We start from the raw sequence: 22,019 nt of genomic DNA on the forward strand, positions 1-22,019 counted from the left end.
AGAAACTCACGCGAGGCTCACGCCGAGAACGGCGTATCCAGCGCTTTCTGAATATCCCGCCGCAGGGAGCGCGGCGAGGCGCGGGGGCCGAAGCGGCGGATGATCTGGCCGTCACGGCCGACCAGAAACTTGGTGAAGTTCCACTTGATCGGCGTGCTGCCGAGAAACCCCGGCGCCTGTCGCCTGAGCTGGGTGAACAGCGGATGGGCGTCGCGACCGTTGACCTTGACCTTCTCCATCACCGGAAAGGTCACCGAGTAGCGCTGTTCGCAGAAGGCGCCGAACTGGCTGGCCGACTCCGGCGACTGGCGGCCGAACTGGTTGCACGGAAAGGCGAGAATGGTGAAGCCCTGGTCGCGGTACTCGCGATAGAGCTTCTCCAGCCCCTCCAACTGGGGCGTGAAACCGCACTGGCTGGCGACGTTGACCACCAGCAGCACCTGGCCACGCAGCGCGCGCAGATTGAAGGGTTCGCCGGCATGGGTGCGGCAGTCTTGCGTGTACAGCGACATGGCGGGCCGCTCATCCTGACCTGGAACGCCGTCGCCGCAAAGCGCGACGGGCTCGTTGAACATCGAGGCGACAAGGTTGCCACGCCGGGCAGCGCTTCACCAGCCATCCTGATCCAATGCCAGTTCCAGCGCTACACGGGTATCCGGTGTGGCGTGCTTGAGCGCCAGCGCCGCCGAGGGTTGCAGCCAGCTGACCGCCGCCACTTCCTCCGGCTGCAGGCGCAGCGGGCCGGCATAGCGTACGCCGTACAGACTGCCGTAGATGCGCAGGGAGCCGTCGACGAAACGGAACTCGCCCAGTGGGGTCAGCGGCACCCGCCGAATCCCCAGCTCCTCCTCGAGCTCGCGCCGCGCCGCCGGCAGCGCCGCCTCCCCCGCCCCGACCACGCCACCGGCGGCGAGATCGTACCAGCCCGGATGGGTCTCCTTGATCAGCGTGCGCGTCTGCACGCAGAGCTCACCGGCCGGGTTGCGCACCACGATGTAGGTGGCGCGGTGCCAGCAGCCCAGGCGCCGCAGTGTCACCCGGGAGGTGCTGCCGCAGGGGCGGTTACGCGGATCGACGAGCTGCACCTGCTCGTCGGCGATGATGGTATCGCTCATGGGATGCTCGTGTTCGATCGGCCAGAAGATGCGCGCCAGCTTAGCACTCTGTACTGGCGCCATCGCGTGCTGCTTCGGCCCATGGCTTCGTCTCACTGCGTCATGTCGTGCCTTCGCCAACCCCCACTTCGTGCCTTCGCCATCCCCCTGCCGCATTGGTCGAATATCACGCCCACCCACATCGCCCAGCGCTATGCTCTAGGGCCAACGCTATCGAACCTGAGGCTTCGGAGACCGCGCATGACCGATTATGCCCCGCGCACCGAGCTGGACACTCACCGGGTCGAGAATCAGCCTTGCGCGCCCGCCGCAGACGATCTCTGGGCCAGCGATGCCGCCCTACGCGATGCCGTCGCCTACGCGGCCCCGGCCTGGGTCGGCGAGCGCCTGGCACGCCTGGGACAGCGCCTGGGCCAGCCCGACATCGCCGAGTGGTCCGACCAGGCCAACCGCTATCCGCCTACGCTGCGCGCCTTCGACCGTTACGGCCAACGCCTCGACGAGGTCCACTACCACCCCGCCTACCATGCGCTGATGACGCTGGCGATCGAGGGCGGCTGGCACGCCGTGGCCTGGGAGCGCGAGCATGACGGCGGCCATCAGGCCCACGTCGCCGGGCTCTATCTGCTGACCCAGGCCGAACCCGGCTTCTGCTGCCCACTCACCATGACCCATGCGGCGATGCCGGTACTGCGCCATCTCGAAGCCGACACGAGCTGGCAGCAGCGCCTGCGCGGTTGCCACTATGACCCCCGCGCGCTGCCGGCGTGGCACAAGTCGACCAACACCTTCGGCATGGCGATGACCGAGAAACAGGGCGGCAGCGACGTGCGCCGCAACACCACCCGAGCCGAGCCGGTCGAAGCCCCGGGCAGCGGCGCCTGGTACCGGCTGAGCGGGCACAAGTGGTTCTGCAGTGCACCGATGTCGGATGCCTTTCTCACCCTGGCGCAGACCGACGCGGGCCTCTCCTGCTTTCTCGCCCCGCGCTTCACGCCGGACGGCGAACGTAACGCCATCGAACTCCAGCGGCTGAAGGAGAAGTGCGGCAATCGCGCCAATGCCTCCGCCGAGATCGAGTACCGCGGCGCCTGGGCGCAATTGGTAGGCGAGCCGGGACGCGGGGTTGCCGCGATTCTGGAGATGGTGCAGCAGACCCGGCTGGATGCCGCCACCGCACCGGCCGGCATGATGCGCCAGGCGCTGCGAGCCGCCCACACGCATGCCAGCGGACGCGCGGCCTTCGGCGCCCGCCTGGTCGAGCAGCCGCTGATGCAGCGCGTGCTCGCCGACCTGGCACTGGAGACCGAGGCCAGCCTGTGGCTAGCCATGCGCGGCGCCCGGGCCATGGATCGCGCCGCCACCGACGCCCACGAGGCGGCGCTGGCACGCCTGCTGCCGGCACTGGCCAAGTTCTGGCACAACAAGCGCGGCCCCGGCTTCATGGCAGAAGCCATGGAGTGCCTGGGCGGGATCGGCTACGTGGAGGAGTCACCGCTGGCGCGTCTCTACCGCGAGGCGCCGGTCAACTCGATCTGGGAGGGTTCGGGCAACGTGATCTGTCTCGATGTGCTGCGCATCCTCGCGCGTCATCCCGAGAGCATCGCGGCGCTGCGCCAGGAACTGGCACCGGCACGCGGCGGGCATCCGGCGCTGGATAGCGCCCTGGCAGAGCTCGATACCCTGCTCGCCGCCCCCGCAGAGACGCAAGCGGCGCAGGCTCGCTGGCTGACCCAGCGCATGGCCCAGGCGCTGCAGGCCGCACTGCTGCTGCGCCAGGCGCCGACCGCCGTGGCGGAGACCTTCTGTGCCACGCGCCTGGCCGCGGCCACCCCGCAGTACGGTGTCTTGCCCACCGGCGCTCCAGTGGCCGAGATTCTGGCACGGCTTGGGTGAACACCCTGGCCGACGCCGGGGTGCGTGGCGGCGGCCACCGCTCAGCCCAACGCGACCCTCGCCGCCAACCCCAGTAGCACCACCCCCGTGAGGCGGTTGATCCACACCGCACGGCGCTGCAGCCAGGGCAGCACCCGCGAGTGGGAGAGCAGCAGCGCCACCAGCACATACCAGCCGCCATCCACCAGGGTCGCCGTGGCCACGATCAGCCAGCGCCCGGTGGCGCTCATGTCGGCACTCACGAATTGGCTCAGCAGCGCGACGAAGAACACGATTAGCTTGGGATTGCCCAGCGCCACCAGCAGGCCATCGCGCATGGCAAGCCGGCGGCCACTGGCGACCCGCGCCACGCGCAGCCCCTCGCTGCCGCCGGCACGCAGCGCCTGCACGCCAAGCCAGGCCAGATAGAGCGCGCCGCCCAGCGTCACCAACCGAAACAGCCAGGGTTGATGCGCGATCACCGTGGCCAGGCCGAGCACGGTCAGCCCCGCATAGAGCCCCACCCCCAGCGCATGGGTGAGCGCCGCCACCACGCCGGGCGCGCGGCCGCCGCTGACGGTATGACGCATCACCATGGCCAGGCTCGGGCCCGGCGACATCGCCCCCAGGGCGCAGATCAGCAAAAGCGACAACCAGAGTTCCGGGGACACGCTGATACTCCTTGTACGACTCGACGTGACGGGCAGGTGGCGCGACGACCATGACGGCTGGCCAAGCCTGGAAGAGTGCCGACCTTACCCTCCAAGGCGCCATAGGGCTAGCGCGACGGCATCACAGGCGCTTTCTCGTCACGCATCCCAGTACGTCGCCTATTGCCAGGAGCTATTTCCAAGAGCTACTGCCAAGAGCTACTGCCAAGAGCCATTCACCCAGCGTTATCCAACACCAAACGCTATCGCCAGGACACTTTTCCCCGTCTACGCTGTCACAGGTCCAGACACCAGGGAGGTGGACCATGAGTTTATTCAAGCGTGATGACTCGCAGACGCGAGCCGAGCGTATCCGCGACGACATCCATGATATTGGCGAGCAGAGCCGGGCGCTGGGACGCGACCTGCGCGACGAGACCGCGGACGCCATCGAAGAAGCCCGCCTGCGCAGCGAAGAGCAGTACGCCCGCGCGGCCGCCGAAGCCCGCAGGCGCCAGCGCCGCCTGGGCCGCTCGACCCGCCGCTCTCTCGACGAGTGCGACCGCTACGTGCGCGACAACCCGTGGCGCGCCATCGGCGCCGCGGCAGCCGCAGGGGCAGTCATCGGCCTGCTGCTCGGACGCCGCTGACCGCCGCTCGAGGTCGGCAACCGATTTCGACAACCGGTCAAGCGCAACCATAGCTTCAATGATTAACCACGATTAAACTTTCCAATCGAAGCTGTGGAATATTGAGAACGATAGTCGTTTAATCGTGGCACACCCGCTTTCAGGAGACCCGAGATGAGCGCTGACAAGTGGCAGACGATCGACGTGAAACACATCGACAGATCCGCCCGATCCCTACATGCCTGTTCGCTGGACCCGTCGATTCGCTGTCTCGCCGAACTGCGGGCGTCTCAGATCAACGGCTGCCTGACCTGCACCCACTTCCGGCAGGAGCAGGCCGAGGCGCTGGGCATCGCCCCCAGCAAGCTCTCGGCGCTCGACGCCTGGTCCGAATCCGACGAGTTCGACGAGCGTGAAAAGGCCGCGCTGGCCTGGTGTGAATCCTTCACCCGCTTCCGCCCGGCAGATCCGGCCATGCGCAAACTGGCACTCACCGCCTTCTCGGCGCGTGAACTGGCCGACCTGACCATGGCGATCGAGATGACCAGCGCGCTGAGCCGCGCCTCGCGCCGCGCGGCGAACTGATCGCGTCGTTCGGTCTCTTCAGGGCTCATCCCCGAAACCCCGCCATGAGCGGGGTTGTCGGCGTTGCCCGCTAGCCCCGCGACGCAAAAAATGGCAAGCAAGAGAGTACAGCTGCCAGAGAGCGTGACGCCGTCACGCGCCAGCCCTCACTCCACCCGCTCGATCTCATCATGCAGATGGCCCACGATGCTCCCCTCCGCTTCCAGCGCGGCGGCATCGAGCAGATGCACCCAGCCGCGCAGCCGGCGTAAAACCCCCTCCTGACGAAAAGCGGTCAAGGTCCGACTGACGTGCACCGGAGAGAGCCCCAGCGCATCCGCGAGCTGCTGCTGTGACAGCGGCACGCGAAAGGAGTCGCCGGTCGAATCGTCGTTACGCTTGGTGCGCGAATAGAGTTCGAACAGTAGATAGGCCACCCGCTGACGTGCGCTGCGCCGCGACAGGTGCACCAGCCGCTCGCTCAACAGCGCCTGCTGGTAGGAAGAGACGGCAAAGCACAATGAGGTCAGACGCGTGGAGTCACGGAAGATCTCGATCAGCCGCCGGTGCGGCGTCAGGCGAATTTCGCCATCCTCCAGCATCGCCACACTCGACAACCGCTGCTTGAACGGGAACTCGCGCAGTCCGATCACATCGCCCGGCATGAACACCTCGAGGATATGTCGGGTGCCATCCTCCAGATCGCGAAAGGAGTAAGCCCAGCCCCGGCTCAGCGTGCCGAACTCCCGGGCGGCATCGCCCTCGCGCCAGAACACCTGCCCCTTGGTCAGCGCCAGCGCCGGACCCTCCAGTCCATCGAGCCGGCGGCACTCGCTCGCGGACAAGCTACCATAATGTTTGAAATGCTGAGATAGACAGCCTTCCTGCTGACCCATGCTTCCGTGCCTTTTGAAATTTTTCAGGCATGACAGCATGTTAGGAGAGCGAGTTATATAACACCGGTTAGATCGGCAAGCGAAATGGCCCCCGGGGATCAGGCCCACAAGCGCTCTGCCGATAAACAACCAAGCCCCTCTTCATCGACAACAGGACGTTACCCCATGAAAGAGCGCGCAGATTTCGATTACCAAGCATTGTGGCAAACCGCACTGCATGGTGCCCTCTCCAAGCATGGCCTCGCCCGCTCGGAAACGAACACGCAGGAACCGGCTTATCAGGAAGCCCTGCGCGAAGCCTTCGGATTCTTTCTGCTCACCTCTTACGCGGCGTCGATCCGCGAATCCCGCGCCACGCCCTGGTGCCCACTGGAGGGGCTGGATGCCGCCAGGCTGGTGGCCATGGAGAAACTCCATCTCCACCCACACAATGCCCGCTCGATGATCGAACAGGACCTGCTCTGGGCACTGCATCCCGAGCTGTGCGAGTTCACCCTGCCGGAAGCCGCTCGGGACACCTGCCGCCAAACCCTGGACGCCGCCGGCCTTGCCGATTGCCTGGCCGCCACGTCCAACGCCTGAGATACGACGGACACCCGCGCTCGACCGGCCGAGCGCGGCGATGAAGAAATCCCGGGCACTGCCGATAGAACGATGAGATTGCTAACGAAAGTTAGCGATTTTTTCATGGCTGTGACAAGGAATACGTCGTGCGCTTGACGAAACACGAACTGGCGAGCCTCCCCGAACGCAAACGCAGCCGGCGTCAACCGGGGAGCCTGGCAAGCCTGGCCGCCCAAGCGGGCATGCCACTGGGCACCCTGAAAAGCCGAGTCAAAACCCTGGTCGACCGGGGCTACGATCGCGACAAAGCGATCAAGCTAGCGCTGGAGACACCGATCGGGCCGCAAGGGAGACCCCGCAACCCCTGAGCGACCCGCTACCGAGCGGGGGAGACAAAGCGGGGGGACAAAGGGAGGAGACAAATAGTGTCGCGGATGGCGCTGAACAGTCGAGGTTCGTTTGCAGGCGCTGGCGCCACCGCGGGTTCGAACAAGAAAGCTGAGCGCTTTTCCGCCCTGAAGCTAATTATAATTAATAATCAACGGCTAGTTACAATTTTCCCGTGCTGCAGCGTGAAAAACCGGCGTAGACTGCCGTTGTGAATCGCACCCCGATCAGCGCACGTGAGCCGGTCTGCGTTCGATTCATGACAGACACAGACGACCATGAACGGAAGTGCGCAGACAAGCGCACTCGAAGCGGTTCATAACGCCATACCGCCCGCGGCCGCCCTCCCCCATCAGGGAGATCAGCGCGCCGCGGGCTTTTCATTACTCCATTTCAGCGCCTCTACCTATCACCCTGCTTTGCGTCTTGCCCCACGATTATTGGGGGGTGGCTCACACGACACCGGGTCGATACGCCTACCCTATCGCGGAGGAAGAAAAAAACATTCAACATTAGAATGCGCTAAATAGTGCAAAACGCGCCATCTTGGCGCATGATTCAGCCATCACGATCCCATGGCGAGCAGCAAGAACGGCCCGCCCCCACCGCGTTCATGGTCGCTTCTCTGAGCGATCTTTCCGCCCGACGCCAACGCCTCGGGCTTTTTTGCGTCGGCAAAACGTTCGAATGGCCAGGCACGCACCCGACCATCATCGCGTGCCCCGGCGCCTCTTGCCCTCAGGTACCGGTATGCAGCGACATAGGGGCCTTGTGCGCCTCCTGCTCGCCTTCCAGACCGATCATCTCGTCGTACGGCGACTGCTGGACCAGATACAGAGGCACGCCATCGAAACCCCCGGCATGGCGCAGCCGCTTGCGCGCATCCTGCAGCGAGGCGGGCCGCAGCACCCCACCCGATTCGTTCTGAATCACCTCGCTGCCCGCCGAAGTCACCGCTCGATAGAGGAAGAGATCGCCCTCGAGCTTTTCGACATGAAGCTCCTCGATACCGCCCTGCCGGGCGAGTGTTACCAGTTCCTGAAATGTCATCGTCGCCTCCCAGGCGTTGCAGCCAGAGCGCGGCCAATGTCCGCGCCGCTTAATGGCACAAGTCTTGTACAGATATTTTATTCTGTACAGCTTAGTGCTTCTGAAGCGGCTATCGGTTCGCCAGAGACGCCAGCGCCCCGACTGCGAGGCAATCGGGGCGCTGGTGGTCTAGGTCTCGCTAGTCGAGGGCTCGGTCGTCAAGGACTTAGAGGGTGATCAGCGCGCGGCATGGCGCGACGTCATCGCCAGTAGCACGATGGCCAGCACACAGGCGCCGATCAGCAGCGCAAAGCCGCCATCCCAGCCGTAGGCATCCACGGTGTAGCCCACCAGCGCACTGGCGGCGACCGAGCCACCCAGATAGCCGAACAGGCCGGTGAATCCCGCGGCGGTGCCGGCGGCCTTCTTGGGCACCAGCTCGAGCGCATGCAGACCGATCAGCATCACCGGGCCATAGATCAGAAAACCGATGGCGATCAGGCTGAACATGTCGAGCATGGCGTGTCCCGGCGGTGTCAGCCAGTAGAGCGCGGTGAACAGCGTCACCAACACCATGAAGGTGATCCCGGTCGCCGCGCGGTTGCCCTTGAACAACCGATCGGAAAGCCAGCCGCACAGCAGCGTGCCGGGGATGCCCGCCCACTCGTAGAGGAAGTAGGCCCAGGAGGATTTATCGACGGTGAAGCCCTTCACCTCCTGCAGATAGGTGGGCGCCCAGTCGAGCACGCCGTAGCGCAGCAGGTAGACGAAGACGTTGGCCAGCGCGATGTACCACAGCAGCCGGTTCTTGAGCACGTGCTCGACGAATATCTCGCGGGTGGAGAACTCCTTCTCGTGGGAGTCGTCGTAGCCCTCCGGGTAGTCGTTCTTGTACGCCTCGATCGGCGGCAGCCCGCAGGTCTGGGGCGTGTCGCGCATGGTCAGGAAGGCGAACACCGCCACGCCCACCGCCACCGCGGCGGGCACGTAGAATGCCGAATGCCAGTCGTTGTACCAGGCCATGCCTAGAATGAAGAGCGGCCCGATCAGCCCACCGCCGACGTTATGGGCGATGTTCCAGGTCGAGACGATGCGCCCGCGCTCCTTCTGCGACCACCAGTGCACCATGGTACGGCCACAGGGCGGCCAGCCCATGCCCTGCACCCAACCGTTGAGGAACAGCAGCACGAACATGATCGCCACGCTGGAAGTGGCCCAGTCGGTAAAGCCGAACAGGAACATGATCAGCGCCGAGAGCAGCAGCCCGGTCGGCAGGAAGATGCGCGGGTTGGAGCGGTCGGAGACCGCGCCCATCAGAAACTTCGAGATACCGTAGGCCACCGAGACACCGGCCAGCGCCACGCCCAGGTCACCACGCGAGTAGCCCTGCTCCACCAGATGCGGAATCGCCAGGGTGAAGTTCTTGCGCACCAGATAGTAGCCCGCGTAGCCGAAGAAGATCCCGGCGAAGATCTGCCAGCGCAGCCGCCGATAGACCGGATCGATACGCGCCTCGGGCAGCCGCGCCGCCGCGCCACCCGCCTTGAAGATGCCTAGCATGATTACCTCGTGAACACGGAATGAGTGCCGATACCCCACCGGCCGACTCGCCGACAGGCAGGCGAGCACGATGTTCACTTTCGAAAGCGAACGGACGCGCAAACTGTCATATTTCTGTCATATAAGCTGCTAGGCTTTAGTCTAATGGCGCCCGTGAGACCAGCCGTAAGCACGAAAAATCTGGCTTGCAGGGTTATGTGGGGTACGAGTGGGAGGCGTGGCGTTGGTGTCGCCGACGGGCAGGTGCGGGGCGTGGTTTGAGAACACGCTTGCGATCAATGTACAGAAATGAACATCCGGCAGCGGAGGTAAGACGCCCAGAGTCGTCCTCACGCCAATAAGGTCAGCGATGATCAAATCCGGCGTAGGCATGCGGTTTCCAATGACGGATTTTGAACGCGAGGGATTCCGGCTTGTTCTGGCTGGTTTCCCTCGAACTCAAGCGCTTAGCGATGCAGATGGGCCGGCTAATGCTCGTTCTGGACAGTAGCGATGGACATAATGTGGACTATGAGCTCGAAACACCTTCTCGTGCTTCACATTGTTGCTAAACATAATTTGCGTGACGGACTCACGCCTTAAAACCCATAGCCCACTTTGGCCATCTTAAGACTAAAAATCCATTTAACCAACAATCACCCATCAACCACTCCGTATAACCCAGACATCATAAGAAAATTAAAAATCAAAACACACCGATCAAGGGCTCTTCAGGGCTGCCTTGCAAATCAAGCACTAACCCCTTCTATTTAAAATTTCCGACCTCTTTTCTTCTATTGTAACGTTTTCTTGGGCCAGCCTTTCCTTTTGATATTTCAAGAAACCGATTATCTCACTAAAAGATAGCCTTTTTGTGCTCACCTTGTAGCTCCAATCTTCCAACAAGCATAGATATATTTCGGGACTTAAACCACCTTCCCTCAAAGCCAGCCTTAAAGCTTCAACATCTTCCACACTTGCTTTAAAACCAACGAACACGCATTTTATCTCACTGGCATCAAAAGGTAGCTTGTGACCCAAGCTATATACACGATGCTCTCTCTCATACGCCCAGTCGATGCTTTTGTATTTAATTACATTTTCCTGGAGTCTTCTCACATGCAATTCGCTAAACGGTAAAGCTTCAAGCATACTAATCTTATTGGGTGATTCGACATATTTAACCTTGATTGAATTTCTAGTATCTGCACGCTTATAGCCAACGCAAAAACCTCTCATACCATCAGCATAATGAGACCACATCATTGGAATGTCGTGCCGTTCTGAGAAGCAGGTTATATTTATCCCCCTAGAGAGGAATCCAATCCCTGTTATAGCATGGTTCTCGAACTTGGCAAAAACATCCTTATAGTTCTCTAATCCACACCTATTAACCTCTTTCCTAAAACTTCTAAGCTTGCTGTAATCTTGTTCATTCACGCGCCGCAGATTTATTAACCTATCTATGAGCCCTAAAGCATCTCTTCTGTAATTTTTCAGCTCTCTAAAGCTGTTTACTTCGGGCACTTCAAGTAACAGCTTGTTTTCAAAGGGGTCATTCATGCCCCAGATACTTCTAAGATAAAAACTGCCCTCCGCCAAATTTTTCAGCGAAAAACAAACAACCTTGCCATCCTTTGTTTTCTTGCTAAAATCACAATACTTGTATAACATTTAAAATCCAAATCAAACAGTCGCCTAGATACTAGCCATCTCTAGAGTCTATCAGCCAAAAACCATTGGTGCATGTCGCTATTGGCTTTTTTATCCCTGAGATATAAAATGCAACGCTATCAACCCCTATGCTACGTATCTCATCTAACATTTCATTCGAGCAGATCCCGCTTTTAGCATCCGAGACGTATTGCCCAGCATAATTATTCACATCAACCGCATAGCAATACGCATCTTGCCTGCTTTTGCAGTCAAAATAAACTTTCACGGACTTTGAATAACTAACCATGCTTTTGCTTCCACCGAAATTATATTTTCCGGCACTGTATTTCTGCTGTTCATTCCAAGCACTCAGATCTATAAACAACTGACTTCTACTTTGGTGCCTATAAACTCGAATGGGGTCCAGGGCAAAGCTATTGATGCGCTCTCTATTGCGCTCTATTATATTCTTCAAACCATAAAGACGAATTTCATCGTCGGAAGGGGCAGGAGGTCTTTCAGACAACATATTCACGCTGTCGTTGAAAGATAACAGCAGCACTACTCCAATCATTCCTCTCAGAATGAGATCCGCCCACATTTCACGCCCCTTTTTTATCTTAGATTATCACCTCATGTTCAAATCCAATCGTAGATCCTTGGCCACCTTGAGCGTCTAACGCGCTCTCTCCTTCCGCCCGCCCATCACTGATTCCCTGTTCCCCGGTACCAGCGCGCCGTTACCCGTCTCGCGACTCGGTATCCGTGCCTGTCTTCTTGAGCGTCTGGCGCGCTCTCTCAATCTCCGGGCTTATCTGCCCTGCTGCTTCGTCTACCTGCCCTGTCATAAGCCATAGGGCGTATTTCGGCCACTGGACACAGATTGCCTCCAGCATTTCGCCCTTCGGGGCTCGGCCTGTCTGCTCGATGCTCTCTACAGTTTTCTTCGCTACACCAATGAGTTGCGAGAATTCATGGCGGCCAGTCGTCTCGACCTCGCGAATTTCTCGCATTCTTCTTGCCAGCTCACTAGACATGTCCTAACTTCTTAGTATACTGATTACATAGGTACCCATTAGTGAGGGCACCGCTAGGTGTCGCGCGACCTCGCCACACCTGCATGAACATACCACAGCGAGCCAAAACGAGCTGATACCGCCATGGAAAAGAACAACGCGCCCCAGGTCCCGGCCACCGTGCCCGTCATGACCATTGAGCGATTCTCCGAGCTTTCCGGCCTTTCCCATGACGTCATTAAGGGCCAGCTCCAATTGGGCAATCTGCCGCTGTTCAAGATCGGCCGCCGTCGCATGGTCAATGTGGCGCTGCTCAACGCCGAATGCCTCCAGGCGGAGGACTGGTCATGATCCAGGTCACGTTCGCCCACCTCGTCGCCGACGCCCCCTCTGAGGGCACCGGCTTTTACCTGGATGGCCTATACGCGGGCTATATCGGGCAGGACGCTACCGGCGCCGCCTTTGTCTATTTCCATCGCGCGTTCTGGCTTCCTACTCGTCTTCGCGAGGCTCGCGGCTATGTCCCCGTCGCTGATCGATCCGCTGCCCTACGTCTTGTGTCTCGGCTTGCTCTACGTCTGGCTTACCGGCAACTGAGGTCTCGCGCTCGGACCACCGTCAATTCGCCCTGCGCCAGCACCTTCTATCAGCGTGTGCTGGCCGACACCGATTTTCAGCGCACCTTGGCCCGCGTGCTGATCGACCAGCGCACCTGGAATGACCCCAGCCAGGGCAACGGCTCACGCGATCTCGCGTTCACTCCTGAATGCGCATCGCCTGAGCCCGTGCCCGCTCCGCGTCCCACCAAGCGCGTCTTCAACGTCTACCCGGCGTTGACCTTCAACCTCTTGCACTACACCGACGGCAGCTATCGCCGCGTCACTGCCGCTGACATCCAGGCCGGGGCCGACCCACGCCCCGCCAATACCGCGTTCCCCTTCGCCCAGGTCACCGGTGGCTCGCTCCCCCCGTCGCCTGCCCCTGGCGGTACCTGGGCGCTTTTTATTCCCCCGACCGTGGTGCCTCTCGTGCCCGGTCATCGCCACGCAGTCCCCACCACGAGGAACACCCAATGACCACGACCAAGAAACAGCCCGTTCGTGTGTTCCTGGATCAGAGCGACCACTCCCGGTTTCTCGTCCAGGCTGGCACCAACCGCCTGACCCCTTCCGCCCTGGGCGAACGGCTCATGCAATACGGCCTCTCCCTGCTCGAAAGCGGCGACCGCTCGCCGTTGGAAGGCACCACCCCGGCCCGCCCGGACGCCGGGGCTTAAGTCATGTTGCTGCCTGCCCGTCACCCGTCGCCCATCGGTCGCACGGCGTCCCAGGCCGGCACCGCGCCCCCCGTCATACCCTGCGCAGCACGGGTTGACGGGGGGCGCGGGATCGGCCGCCGTGCATCCCGACCGATGGACGACGGGCAGGGGTGGGTAGCCGCCTGCCCGGAGCCCCGAGTCTTGAGGGAGCGGGCCAAGCGGTGCCTCCAGGGCCGTGACTACGGTCACGCCGCCCTGCTCTATGCCCAGGCGGAACACCTCACCCGGATGCTCGACCCCGAGTCGTCCGACCTCACTGAGCTAGTCGTACTCGCTCGCCACTGCCACATCCTGGCAACCCGGTACCAACGCTGAAAGGAACCCAACCATGTCCATGATTAACACCATTCAAGCCCACGTCATCGGTGCCTCTCGCTACGAAGTCGAAGGCATCAAGGGCGCCAAGCTCATCATCATGAATGAAGCCGACCCTACCAATGACAACCTCTTCGGCTTCCAGACCTCCACCATGTCCGCGCCTTACGAGATGGTCGACCGCATCCGCGAACTCAACCCGCGCCTGCCCGGCAACCTCGAACTCGATGTCGAGATTCGCGCCTCCCAGGGCAAGGTCACGATGCACGCCATCGCCGTGCGTGAAGCCTCCGTGAGCGGGCGTTCGCGTCAGGCTGACGCCAAGCCCGACGCGGCCAGCGGCAAGACCAGCTAACACGGGGTGCCACAGATGACTGACGACCAATTCAATGCCCTGTGGCTCCTCATCTTTTGTATCGGGCTCGTGCTCGCGTTCGGGCTCGGTGCAATCAAGGGTGGCCAACGATGAGCCCTTCGGAACTCATCGGCTACCTGCTCGGCGCCTACGCCCTCGGTTGGGCGTGGGGCAAAGCCACACTCACCTTCAAGCAATTTGCGGAGAAAACCCTATGAAAACCCGACTGAAAAACGCGCTCGTCACGACCCGCAACGCCGCCCGCTCGATCCCCGGCAAGGTCGCCATGATCGGCGTCGGCACCATCGCCACGGCCAGCGCCGCCATGGCCTCCGATGCCGGCGGCTCGGCTGCCTCTGCGGCCTTCAAGTCGCTCCAGGACCAGGGCAGCAGCATGGCGAGCGAAGCATGGCCGGTGGTGACCGCCATCGTCGGCTCGCTGCTCGCCATCGGGCTGTTCAAGAAGTTCGCCAACAAGGCCACCTGATCCGGTGGTTCAACCGGCCCCGCTGTCCGCCCTGGGCGCATACCGGGGCCGGTCGCCAGGGGCCTTTCGGGGCTCCTTTTTTTGCGGGTGAGTTATGCGATTTATTCTTTTTTTTACCCTTGCCTTACTCTCGTCTAGCGCCTCTGCTTCTTGGTCCTATTATTCCAATGCATTTTTGTGCAAAGGCCAATCCCCGTCTTCTTATATGTGGGATGAAAATTATGTGTTTTATGCCGGCGCCGAGCAGACTTCGAGCTCTGGCTGCAAATATATTCCTATCTATCGATCACCTAAATCAGGCTGGGATTTGCCGCCAAACAATGAGACTGTTTACGGTTCTGTATACACTGACGAACAATGCCAAGCCGCTTACGGCGGTGAGATGAAGGCAGTTGATGTGCCGACAGGCTCCTTGCTGTCATCTAATGCCTACGTCAATACCGGTGCCTGTAAGCTCTATCAAACACCCGGGGTCACCTTCTGCACCAATAATAAGGACGCTAACGGCAACGATACCGGTACGGAACATTGCTCCACCATCTGGCGCACCGAATCCACCGGCGAACAGAACGCCCCCGACACCGAAGGCGCGACCGTCGAAGAATCACCGTTTCAGCTCACGGATAATCCATCGAGCTGCGCCAACGGCTCCTATTCCTCTGGGGGCAAAAGCTACTGCTACACCGGCCAATCGACCGATATCAACACCATCCATATCGGCGACGACGGTAACCCGGTGACCAATGACGGCGGCACCGACACCGGTGGCAATACCGGCGGTGGCGATACCGGTTCGGTCAGCGAGGGCGGCTCGACTGGCGGTGGCTCCACGGGTGGTGGATCGACCGGCGGTGGCGGCTCATCAGGCGGCGGCGGTGGCGCTTCCGGTGGCGGGTCTTCCGGTGGTGGCTCGACCGGGGGTGACACCTCGACCGGTGGCGGCGATACGTCGACCGATGACGACACCACGCCCACCCAAGGCGATACCGGCAGCACTGACGGCGGTAGCAGCGACAGTGGCAGCAACGACAGCGGCGACGGCGAAGAGAGCGATGAACCCGGCGATGGCCTCGATGCTGTACTGGATGCCATCGGCGGCGTGCGTAAGGCGATCAATGATGGCTTTTCCAACCTCGTCGATAAGATCGCCGGTGTGGGCGATGCCATCGATGAGGGTAATCAGGCCGCCGAAGATCGTTTCTCTGCTATGGCCGAAAGCGCCCCTACTCAGGCTGAGCTAGAAGCTGAGTTCGGCTCCGATGAAGATGCGCAAAGCACCTTGGACTCCGCGCTTAAAGAAGCCGGCTCGACCCTGACCGGCTATATCGATGGGACAGATTCGACTTTCTCTGGTCCTTTCAAGGCCATGAAGGATTTAGCCGGCTCTGTCATCCCCAGCGTGCCGCCCCCCTCCTGCACACCTCTCGTTTTCGCTCCCGGCAAGGTCTACACCATCACCATCGATTGCGAGATATTCGAGCTTATCCGTTCGGCACTTGCTTGGATCCTCTACGTGCTGACGGCGTGGATGATTATTTCCATCATGTTTAATTCTCGGCCAGCCTAATAGGAGATAGTGATGGCAGCTCCCGCAGTTGTACTCGGACTATCGGCCACTATTTGGAAAGCCATTGTTCACACCATTGGGCAAGGGGTTTTTAACGGCAACCTTCGCATATTACTGGCTCGCATCGGTGTCGGAGTTGGCCTTTTCATTCTCAAGGCCACCATTCTTGCCACCGTCATCGTCTACTTTTACTCCGGCGTTTCCGACTTCATCGACACTATTATTGTTAGCCTACCGCCGATGTTAAGTGACGGCATTGCCCGTATTCTTCCCAGCAACTTCGTTGCCTGTGTCTCGGCAATCCTCGGCGTCAAGGCGCTCGCCTTTATCTTCGCGATCCACAGCAAGTTGATTTCCATGTTCATGGGGAACAGCTAATGGCCGTCTATGTCGTCACCGGCAAACTGGGCGCGGGCAAGACGCTGGTCGCCGTGGGCAAGATCAAGGACAAGCTCAACCACGGCTGCCCGGTGGCCACCAACCTCGACCTGCGCCTGCATAAGCTGATCGGCGAACGCGCGCGCAACACCCGCGTCTATCGCATCCCCGACAAGCCCCAGCTCGCCGACCTGGAAGCCATCGGCAGCGGCAATGACACCTACGACGAAGCCAAGAACGGCCTCCTGGTGCTCGATGAGTGCGGCACCTGGTTTAACTCCCGCTCCTGGGCCGACAAGTCGCGCCAGGACGTCATCAACTGGTTTCTGCACGCGCGCAAGCTCGGCTGGGACATCATCTTTCTGATCCAGGATCTCTCGATCATGGACAAGCAGGCCCGCGTGGCACTGGCCGAGCACGTCGTATACTGCCGCCGCCTTGACCGCCTGTCGCTGCCCTTCATCGGCGCGCTCTGGTCGATGTTCGCCGGCGGCAAGCTGCCGATGCCGAAGCTCCACCTCGGCATCGTCAAGTACGGCGACTCCCCGCAAAGCCTCGTCGTCGAGCGCTGGACCTACACCGGCCGCGCGCTCTACCCGGCCTATGACACCAAGCAAGCCTTCTCCGACGCCTACCCGCACCAGACCTACATGATGCTACCGCCGTGGCTCACCCATGGCGTGTTCCGCGTCCCCCGCGATGCGAGGTTCTACATGCGCATGACCCGTATCTACTGGAAGCGCTTCAACCGCCCGTTGCTGGGTCTCGCTTCCTTCGTTCTGGGCATCGCCCTCACCACGTCCGTCCTCGTCACCCAGGCCGTCAGCGCGCGACGAGAGAACGCACCCGAGGCCACGCCCGATCCAGCGCCCGCCGTCGATCTCTCCCGCTTCGACCGCGCGCGCATCACCGGCTACGCCCAGCTGGGCGACCTCACCACCTACCGCCTCCTGGACGGCGACCACCGGCCCACCACCAGCGACGACCTCGAACGCCTCGGCCTCGACGTCATCCCGATGGGTGCCTGTCATCTCCGCCTCGGCTCTGGAGCCCACCATGTCGACATCGGTTGCTAATCTCGTCCGCGCCACCCTGACCGCTGGCGCCCTGCTGCTCACGTCCACCGCCCACGCCCTGCCCATCGATATGCAGGACGCCGACGTGCGCGACTTCGTGCACTGGTACAGCCAGCAAACCGCCACCCCCATCGCCATCGACCCGCGTGTCCATGGCACCCTGACCGTCTACGCCCCGGACGTGCCGCCCGATCAGCTCCCCGAGTTCTTCCACGGCGTCATGCAGTCCCACGGCTATCAGCTCGTCCCCGGCAACCCGCCGACCCTGGCACCGGCCCGGCGCGACCAGACGTTCATGAGCCGTATCGCCACCCCGCCCCCGCGTGAGCCCAGCGTCTCCCGCGTACTGCCGATCAACCATCTACGCGCCGACGATCTCGCGCCCCTGGTCGACGCCTTCCTGATACAGAACACCCCCGGTAGCGCGCAGGCCACCCACGCCCAGGTGCTGCACGCCGCCAACGCGCTCCTGGTCAGCGGCCCCGCCGACCGCATCCAGGCGCTCGAACGGCTGCTGCCCCAGATCGACGTTACCCGCGCCCAGGTGCTCATCCGCGCGCTGATCTTCGAGACCACCGACGGCGACACCCTCGACCTCGGTGTCTCGTTTGGCCGCGCCAGCCCTGGCAGCAACCCCGCCGGGGGCTTCAACACCGCCGGGCTCGGTCGCACGCTCTCGGTGCCCGGTGGCGCCTTCGGCATCTTCGACGGCAACGTCCTCGCGCTCGCGATCTCGGCACTCAAGCGCGACAGCAACGCCCGTATTCTCTCCACGCCGCAGATACTGGCGCTCTCCGGCCAACGCGGCACCATCTCGGTCGGCCAGAACGTCCCCTTTATCACCGGTCGCGTGACCGGCTCCGCGGCCAACGTCGAGAACCCCTTCCAAACTATCGAGCGCCGCGACATCGGCATCACCCTCAACGTGCTGCCGGTGGTCACCCCCTCGGGGCTGATCGTCATGGACGTGGGCACCTCTGCCGACAGCCTCACCGACTCGGTGCTCGCATCCGACATCATCACCAACCAGCGCAGCATCAACACCACGGTACAGATTCAATCGGGCCAGTCGGTGCTCCTGGGCGGCCTCGTCTCCGAAGAGAACCGACAGCAGCAAAACCGCGTGCCGGTGCTCTCCGACATCCCCGTCATCGGCGCCCTGTTCCGCTCCACCTCGACCAGCCACCAGAGCAGCAACCTCTACGTCCTGCTGCAAGCCACCGTCCTACCGACTCGGGAGGCCGCCTCATGACCCGCACCAACGCCTGGGTACCGCTCGCCCAGTGGCTCGCGATCCTCGCCATGACGCAGGAACACGCCATCAAGTTCATATGGCCCGACTCGCCCGCCGTACCCTGGGCCATCCTGGTCGGGCGCATCGTCTTCCCGCTGTTTGCCGGCATGGTCGCTTGGCATCTGCTGCACAACACCCGCCGCCCGCTACGCTACGGCTGTCGCCTGCTGCTGGTCGGCCTCGTCGCCCAGCTCCCTTACGCCCTGGTCGTCACCCCGGACAAGCTCAACGTCTGCTTTACCCTGGGCCTGGGGCTGCTCGCCGTGGTGCTGCTGGTGCGTCTCGAGGAGCGCACTCTACAGCTCGCCGCCGGGCTCACACTGCTGATGCTCGCCCTCGCCGCCCATCCCTGGATCGAATACGGCCTCCCTGGGCTGCTGCTGGTGCCCGCGTTCGCCCTGGCGTTCCGCTACCCCCGGCACACCGCCGCCGCTCTCCCGCTCCTGTTCGCCGCGATCCTCATCAACGCCATCCCGGCCCGCATGGTCGTCAGCCTCGCTACCGCCGTCGTGCTCCTCCTGCTGGCCAACGGGTCGCTCTCCTGGCGCATACCCGTCCCGGCCATACCGCGCCCCCTGCGGCTCTCCTGGTACCCGCTGCACCTGCTCGTCATCACCCTGGTCACCGCGGGCATCACGTCATGAGGGGGTCAACACGGACTGCCGGGGACCGACGACTAGTGAGTGGGGGTAGACGAATCTGTCGTCGGGCAACGGTAGTCGACAGCCGTTTGCCCACTTGCCTGATTCTCCACGCTCAAAAATTCAAAAACGTCACTGCGTATCACTGTGTCTCGTTCTGGAAAGTCACTTGCCCAATCCGGCATTTCTTTATTTACAACAATGACTTACAAGAAAACACACGCCAATATCGGGGCATGCATTGGGCGAGACCCTCCCTGTAACACGTCTCGCTAACCGACTATCGATCTGACCATACCGGCTCACTACGGACAGTTTTGGAGTATTCGACAATGAAGACTTGGGAACGCTATTCGCTGGCATCGCTCGCCAAAGGCACGCAGGACGAGAAGGGGCGTTTGTTCATCAGTCCCAAGGGCCAGCGCAACCACGGCAACATCAAGCTCCTGCACGCCGGCGTCGACACCGTGCGCCAGCTCTACGCGGGCAAGCCCTGCATGGCCCTGTTCGATCAAATCATCGAGGTCTACCGCGAAGGCCGGGGCGCCACCATGGACCTGTTCGGCACCACCTGGAGCGTCGGCGCGGGCAACACCCAAAGCGGCTTTCGCTACCGCCTGCAGAACAACGACCTGGGCGTCATCGTCCTGTTCTACGCCAGGCACGTGAAGGCCGAAGACATCGGCACTCACCTCAAGATCGAGCTCTCCCCGCACTTCATCCACGAGCACAGCACCGCCGACGTGCAAGCCTACATGGATGGCATCGCCAAGCAGCTCCTCGCCTATGTCGAGCCCATGGGCTGTGCCGTGCACCTCGCGCTAGACGTCCAAGGCTGGCAGCCCCCCGCCGACTTCCTCGAACGCTTCATCACCCGCTCCAAGAAAGTCACGCGCATCAACGGCATCGACGAGTTCAGCTTCAACCACGGCCACATCGCCACCTCCTACGGCAACGCCGAAACCTTCATGTTCGGCACCGCGGGCGCGCTACAGTGCTGCCTCTACAACAAGACCAAAGAGGCCCACTACCGCGACAAAATCCACTTCTGGGAAAGCATCTGGCAGCAGTCGGCCAGCGATGACCCCATGGCCTCCGACTACGACCCTGAGCGGGACGTATGGCGAATCGAGATGCGCTTTCACCAGTCGGTGCTGCGTGAGTTCGCCCAGGGCACCCCCTGCAACGTCGACACCGGTGAATGCCTCGACATGGCCCACGGCTTCAAGCGCTTCACCGACACCGTGCCCCACCTCACCGGCCTCTGGCGCACCTCCATGGGCAAGTATCGGCTCGACCACTCGCGAGACCTGATCGACAGCACATGGCAGCTCCTGCAGGAAGATGCCCGCTTCTACGATCACGAACCCCACCTGTTCTACAAGCGAGCGCGCAAGGCCCCGGGACTCGGCAACGAAAAGAACGTCGCCCTGGTCGTGGGTAACCTCATCTCCCTCTACGCACGCCAGGGCTTCACCATCCAGCAAGCCATGCAAGGGCTCTCCCGCTGCGGGGCCTGGGACGACATCGCCAACTACTACCGCCGACGGGGATTGGATGCGGGACAGCTACGCCAGCTCATCGAACAACGGCTGGTTGAGCGGCGGTTACTCGGGAAGGCGGCTTGATGGCGATCAGCAAGACCGAGAAAGGCTGGAAGGTCGACATCCGCCCCAACGGGGCCGACGGCAAGCGGGTACGCCGGACGTTCAAGACGCAGGCCGAAGCCAGACGCTTCGAAGGCAAGATACTGGCCCAGGTCGCCGATGGCAGCCGCTACACGCCCACCAAGCGTGACAACCGCCGTCTCTCTGATCTCATCCAGATGTGGTACGACTTCCACGGCGTCTCGCTGAAGGACGGTAAGCGTCGCTATCATCAGCTTCTGGCACTCGCCAGCAAGATGGGTAACCCACTGGCACGCACCATCACGCCGATGCACGCCGCCCAGTTTCGCCAGCTACGACTCGCGGAAGGCATCACCCCGACCACAGCCAACCACGATCAGGCGCATCTACGGGCCGTGTTCAATCGCGTGGCCAAGCTCGGCCAGTGGCACCTCCCCAACCCGTTTGCCGGCATCCAGCCGATCAGGGTCGACGAAACCGAGTTGAGCTACCTCACCGAGTCGCAGATACACGACCTACTCGCGATCCTGGACGGCCGCACCAACAAGGATGCCGCCCTGATCACCCGGCTCTGCCTCGCCACCGGTGCCCGCTGGTCGGAAGCCCAATACCTGCGCGCCGAAAACCTCCGCGACGGTCGTGTCACCTTCACCGGCACCAAGAACGGTCGTAACCGCACCATCCCGCTGCCTCAGGAGCTTTATCAGACGCTGGTCGCGCACGGTCGGCGCATCGGTAGACTCTTCCCGACCACGGGCTATAACCCGTTTTCGGATGCGATCAAGGAGGCGGGAATTCAGCTCCCCAAGGGGCAGAGAACGCACGTGTTACGCCACACCTTTGCCAGCCATTTCATGATGAATGGCGGGGACGTATTAACGCTGCAAAAGATACTGGGGCACCAGACCATTACGATGACGATGCGCTACGCGCACCTGTCGCCCGATCACCTGACGGACGCCATCAAATATGCGCCCAAGGTGTATGGACAAAAAGTGGACACGTGCCAAAAAAGGGAAGAATCAAGCTGAGAGGAAGGG

The 22,019-nt window shown here is 61.8% G+C and carries 26 protein-coding genes; 17 read left to right on the plus strand and 9 right to left on the minus strand.

Features of this window, described 5'->3' with window-relative positions:
• Positions 1-17: 17 nt before the first annotated feature.
• Both QO259_RS12225 and QO259_RS12230 read right to left on the minus strand, forming a co-directional pair.
• The gene (locus tag QO259_RS12225) at positions 18-512 is read right to left on the minus strand and encodes a glutathione peroxidase (RefSeq protein WP_035475934.1); all 495 of its coding nucleotides are present in this window, start codon (positions 510-512) and stop codon (positions 18-20) included.
• 96 nt (positions 513-608) lie between these two features.
• Positions 609-1,115, minus strand: a complete 507-nt coding sequence (locus QO259_RS12230; protein WP_285950165.1) for an NUDIX hydrolase — start codon at positions 1,113-1,115, stop codon at positions 609-611.
• 240 nt (positions 1,116-1,355) lie between these two features.
• Here QO259_RS12230 and QO259_RS12235 point away from each other — a divergent pair, with 240 nt between their 5' ends.
• Positions 1,356-3,011: an acyl-CoA dehydrogenase family protein gene (locus tag QO259_RS12235; protein ID WP_285950166.1), complete on the plus strand. Its 1,656-nt coding sequence runs from the start codon at positions 1,356-1,358 to the stop codon at positions 3,009-3,011.
• Between the two features lie 41 nt (positions 3,012-3,052).
• On the opposite strand, the gene QO259_RS12240 is transcribed toward QO259_RS12235, so the two are convergent.
• Positions 3,053-3,661 carry a LysE family translocator gene (locus tag QO259_RS12240; protein ID WP_285950167.1) on the minus strand — a complete coding sequence of 203 codons (609 nt, stop codon included), beginning with the start codon at positions 3,659-3,661 and terminating at the stop codon, positions 3,053-3,055.
• 305 nt (positions 3,662-3,966) lie between these two features.
• On the opposite strand from QO259_RS12240, the gene QO259_RS12245 reads away from it, so the two are divergent.
• On the plus strand, positions 3,967-4,290 hold the full coding sequence (locus tag QO259_RS12245) for a glycine zipper domain-containing protein (RefSeq protein WP_285950168.1): 324 nt from the start codon (positions 3,967-3,969) through the stop codon (positions 4,288-4,290).
• A 153-nt stretch (positions 4,291-4,443) separates the two neighbouring features.
• Positions 4,444-4,854 (plus strand): carboxymuconolactone decarboxylase family protein, encoded by a 411-nt coding sequence (locus QO259_RS12250; RefSeq protein WP_207031960.1) that lies wholly within the window; start codon positions 4,444-4,446, stop codon positions 4,852-4,854.
• A 146-nt stretch (positions 4,855-5,000) separates the two neighbouring features.
• Here QO259_RS12250 and QO259_RS12255 read toward each other — a convergent pair whose 3' ends face one another.
• Positions 5,001-5,678 (minus strand): Crp/Fnr family transcriptional regulator, encoded by a 678-nt coding sequence (locus tag QO259_RS12255; RefSeq protein ID WP_285950169.1) that lies wholly within the window; start codon positions 5,676-5,678, stop codon positions 5,001-5,003.
• A gap of 216 nt (positions 5,679-5,894) precedes the next feature.
• Here QO259_RS12255 and QO259_RS12260 point away from each other — a divergent pair, with 216 nt between their 5' ends.
• Positions 5,895-6,311: a hypothetical protein gene (locus QO259_RS12260; RefSeq protein ID WP_207031964.1), complete on the plus strand. Its 417-nt coding sequence runs from the start codon at positions 5,895-5,897 to the stop codon at positions 6,309-6,311.
• 1,107 nt (positions 6,312-7,418) lie between these two features.
• Here QO259_RS12260 and QO259_RS12265 read toward each other — a convergent pair.
• From QO259_RS12265 to QO259_RS12285, 5 genes are all read right to left on the minus strand, one after another.
• The gene (locus QO259_RS12265; protein ID WP_285950170.1) at positions 7,419-7,730 is read right to left on the minus strand and encodes a DUF6482 family protein; all 312 of its coding nucleotides are present in this window, start codon (positions 7,728-7,730) and stop codon (positions 7,419-7,421) included.
• Positions 7,731-7,946: 216 nt separating this feature from the next.
• A complete protein-coding gene (gene glpT / locus QO259_RS12270) occupies positions 7,947-9,269 on the minus strand; it encodes a glycerol-3-phosphate transporter (RefSeq protein ID WP_035475924.1) in 1,323 nt (440 codons plus the stop codon).
• A gap of 735 nt (positions 9,270-10,004) precedes the next feature.
• Entirely contained in the window at positions 10,005-10,922 is a 918-nt protein-coding gene (locus QO259_RS12275) for a DUF2971 domain-containing protein (protein WP_285950171.1), read from the minus strand.
• A 31-nt stretch (positions 10,923-10,953) separates the two neighbouring features.
• Entirely contained in the window at positions 10,954-11,505 is a 552-nt protein-coding gene (locus tag QO259_RS12280; protein WP_285950172.1) for a hypothetical protein, read from the minus strand.
• Between the two features lie 139 nt (positions 11,506-11,644).
• A complete protein-coding gene (locus QO259_RS12285; RefSeq protein ID WP_285950173.1) occupies positions 11,645-11,941 on the minus strand; it encodes a hypothetical protein in 297 nt (98 codons plus the stop codon).
• A gap of 123 nt (positions 11,942-12,064) precedes the next feature.
• Here QO259_RS12285 and QO259_RS12290 point away from each other — a divergent pair, with 123 nt between their 5' ends.
• From QO259_RS12290 to QO259_RS12345, 13 genes are all read left to right on the plus strand, one after another.
• Positions 12,065-12,271, plus strand: a complete 207-nt coding sequence (locus QO259_RS12290) for a DNA-binding protein (RefSeq protein ID WP_285950174.1) — start codon at positions 12,065-12,067, stop codon at positions 12,269-12,271.
• Positions 12,268-12,996: a hypothetical protein gene (locus QO259_RS12295; RefSeq protein WP_285950175.1), complete on the plus strand. Its 729-nt coding sequence runs from the start codon at positions 12,268-12,270 to the stop codon at positions 12,994-12,996. Before QO259_RS12290 ends, QO259_RS12295 begins: the two co-directional genes overlap by 4 nt.
• Positions 12,993-13,196, plus strand: a complete 204-nt coding sequence (locus QO259_RS12300; protein WP_285950176.1) for a hypothetical protein — start codon at positions 12,993-12,995, stop codon at positions 13,194-13,196. The genes QO259_RS12295 and QO259_RS12300 overlap by 4 nt, the downstream gene beginning before the upstream one ends.
• Positions 13,197-13,566: 370 nt before the next feature.
• Complete coding sequence (locus QO259_RS12305) at positions 13,567-13,908, plus strand: hypothetical protein (protein ID WP_285950177.1); 342 nt, start codon at positions 13,567-13,569, stop codon at positions 13,906-13,908.
• Between the two features lie 15 nt (positions 13,909-13,923).
• Positions 13,924-14,022 carry a tail virion protein G7P-2 gene (locus tag QO259_RS20290; RefSeq protein ID WP_353057283.1) on the plus strand — a complete coding sequence of 33 codons (99 nt, stop codon included), beginning with the start codon at positions 13,924-13,926 and terminating at the stop codon, positions 14,020-14,022.
• Positions 14,023-14,122: 100 nt separating this feature from the next.
• On the plus strand, positions 14,123-14,395 hold the full coding sequence (locus QO259_RS12310) for a major coat protein (protein ID WP_285950178.1): 273 nt from the start codon (positions 14,123-14,125) through the stop codon (positions 14,393-14,395).
• A 94-nt stretch (positions 14,396-14,489) separates the two neighbouring features.
• Entirely contained in the window at positions 14,490-15,962 is a 1,473-nt protein-coding gene (locus tag QO259_RS12315) for a hypothetical protein (RefSeq protein WP_285950179.1), read from the plus strand.
• A 12-nt stretch (positions 15,963-15,974) separates the two neighbouring features.
• Positions 15,975-16,340, plus strand: a complete 366-nt coding sequence (locus QO259_RS12320; RefSeq protein ID WP_285950180.1) for a DUF5455 family protein — start codon at positions 15,975-15,977, stop codon at positions 16,338-16,340.
• Positions 16,340-17,416, plus strand: a complete 1,077-nt coding sequence (locus QO259_RS12325; protein ID WP_285950181.1) for a zonular occludens toxin domain-containing protein — start codon at positions 16,340-16,342, stop codon at positions 17,414-17,416. The genes QO259_RS12320 and QO259_RS12325 overlap by 1 nt, the downstream gene beginning before the upstream one ends.
• Positions 17,397-18,668, plus strand: a complete 1,272-nt coding sequence (locus QO259_RS12330) for a secretin GspD/PilQ domain-containing protein (RefSeq protein WP_285950182.1) — start codon at positions 17,397-17,399, stop codon at positions 18,666-18,668. The genes QO259_RS12325 and QO259_RS12330 overlap by 20 nt, the downstream gene beginning before the upstream one ends.
• Positions 18,665-19,354, plus strand: coding sequence for a TraX family protein (locus QO259_RS12335; RefSeq protein ID WP_285950183.1), 690 nt, complete (start codon positions 18,665-18,667; stop codon positions 19,352-19,354). Before QO259_RS12330 ends, QO259_RS12335 begins: the two co-directional genes overlap by 4 nt.
• Before the next feature lie 329 nt (positions 19,355-19,683).
• Positions 19,684-20,979 (plus strand): phage replication initiation factor, encoded by a 1,296-nt coding sequence (locus QO259_RS12340; protein WP_285950184.1) that lies wholly within the window; start codon positions 19,684-19,686, stop codon positions 20,977-20,979.
• Entirely contained in the window at positions 20,979-22,010 is a 1,032-nt protein-coding gene (locus tag QO259_RS12345; RefSeq protein ID WP_285950185.1) for a phage integrase, read from the plus strand. The genes QO259_RS12340 and QO259_RS12345 overlap by 1 nt, the downstream gene beginning before the upstream one ends.
• Positions 22,011-22,019: the final 9 nt, after the last annotated feature.

The organism is Salinicola sp. JS01, assembly GCF_030284585.1.
In the GTDB taxonomy this organism is placed as follows: Bacteria; Pseudomonadota; Gammaproteobacteria; order Pseudomonadales; family Halomonadaceae; genus Salinicola.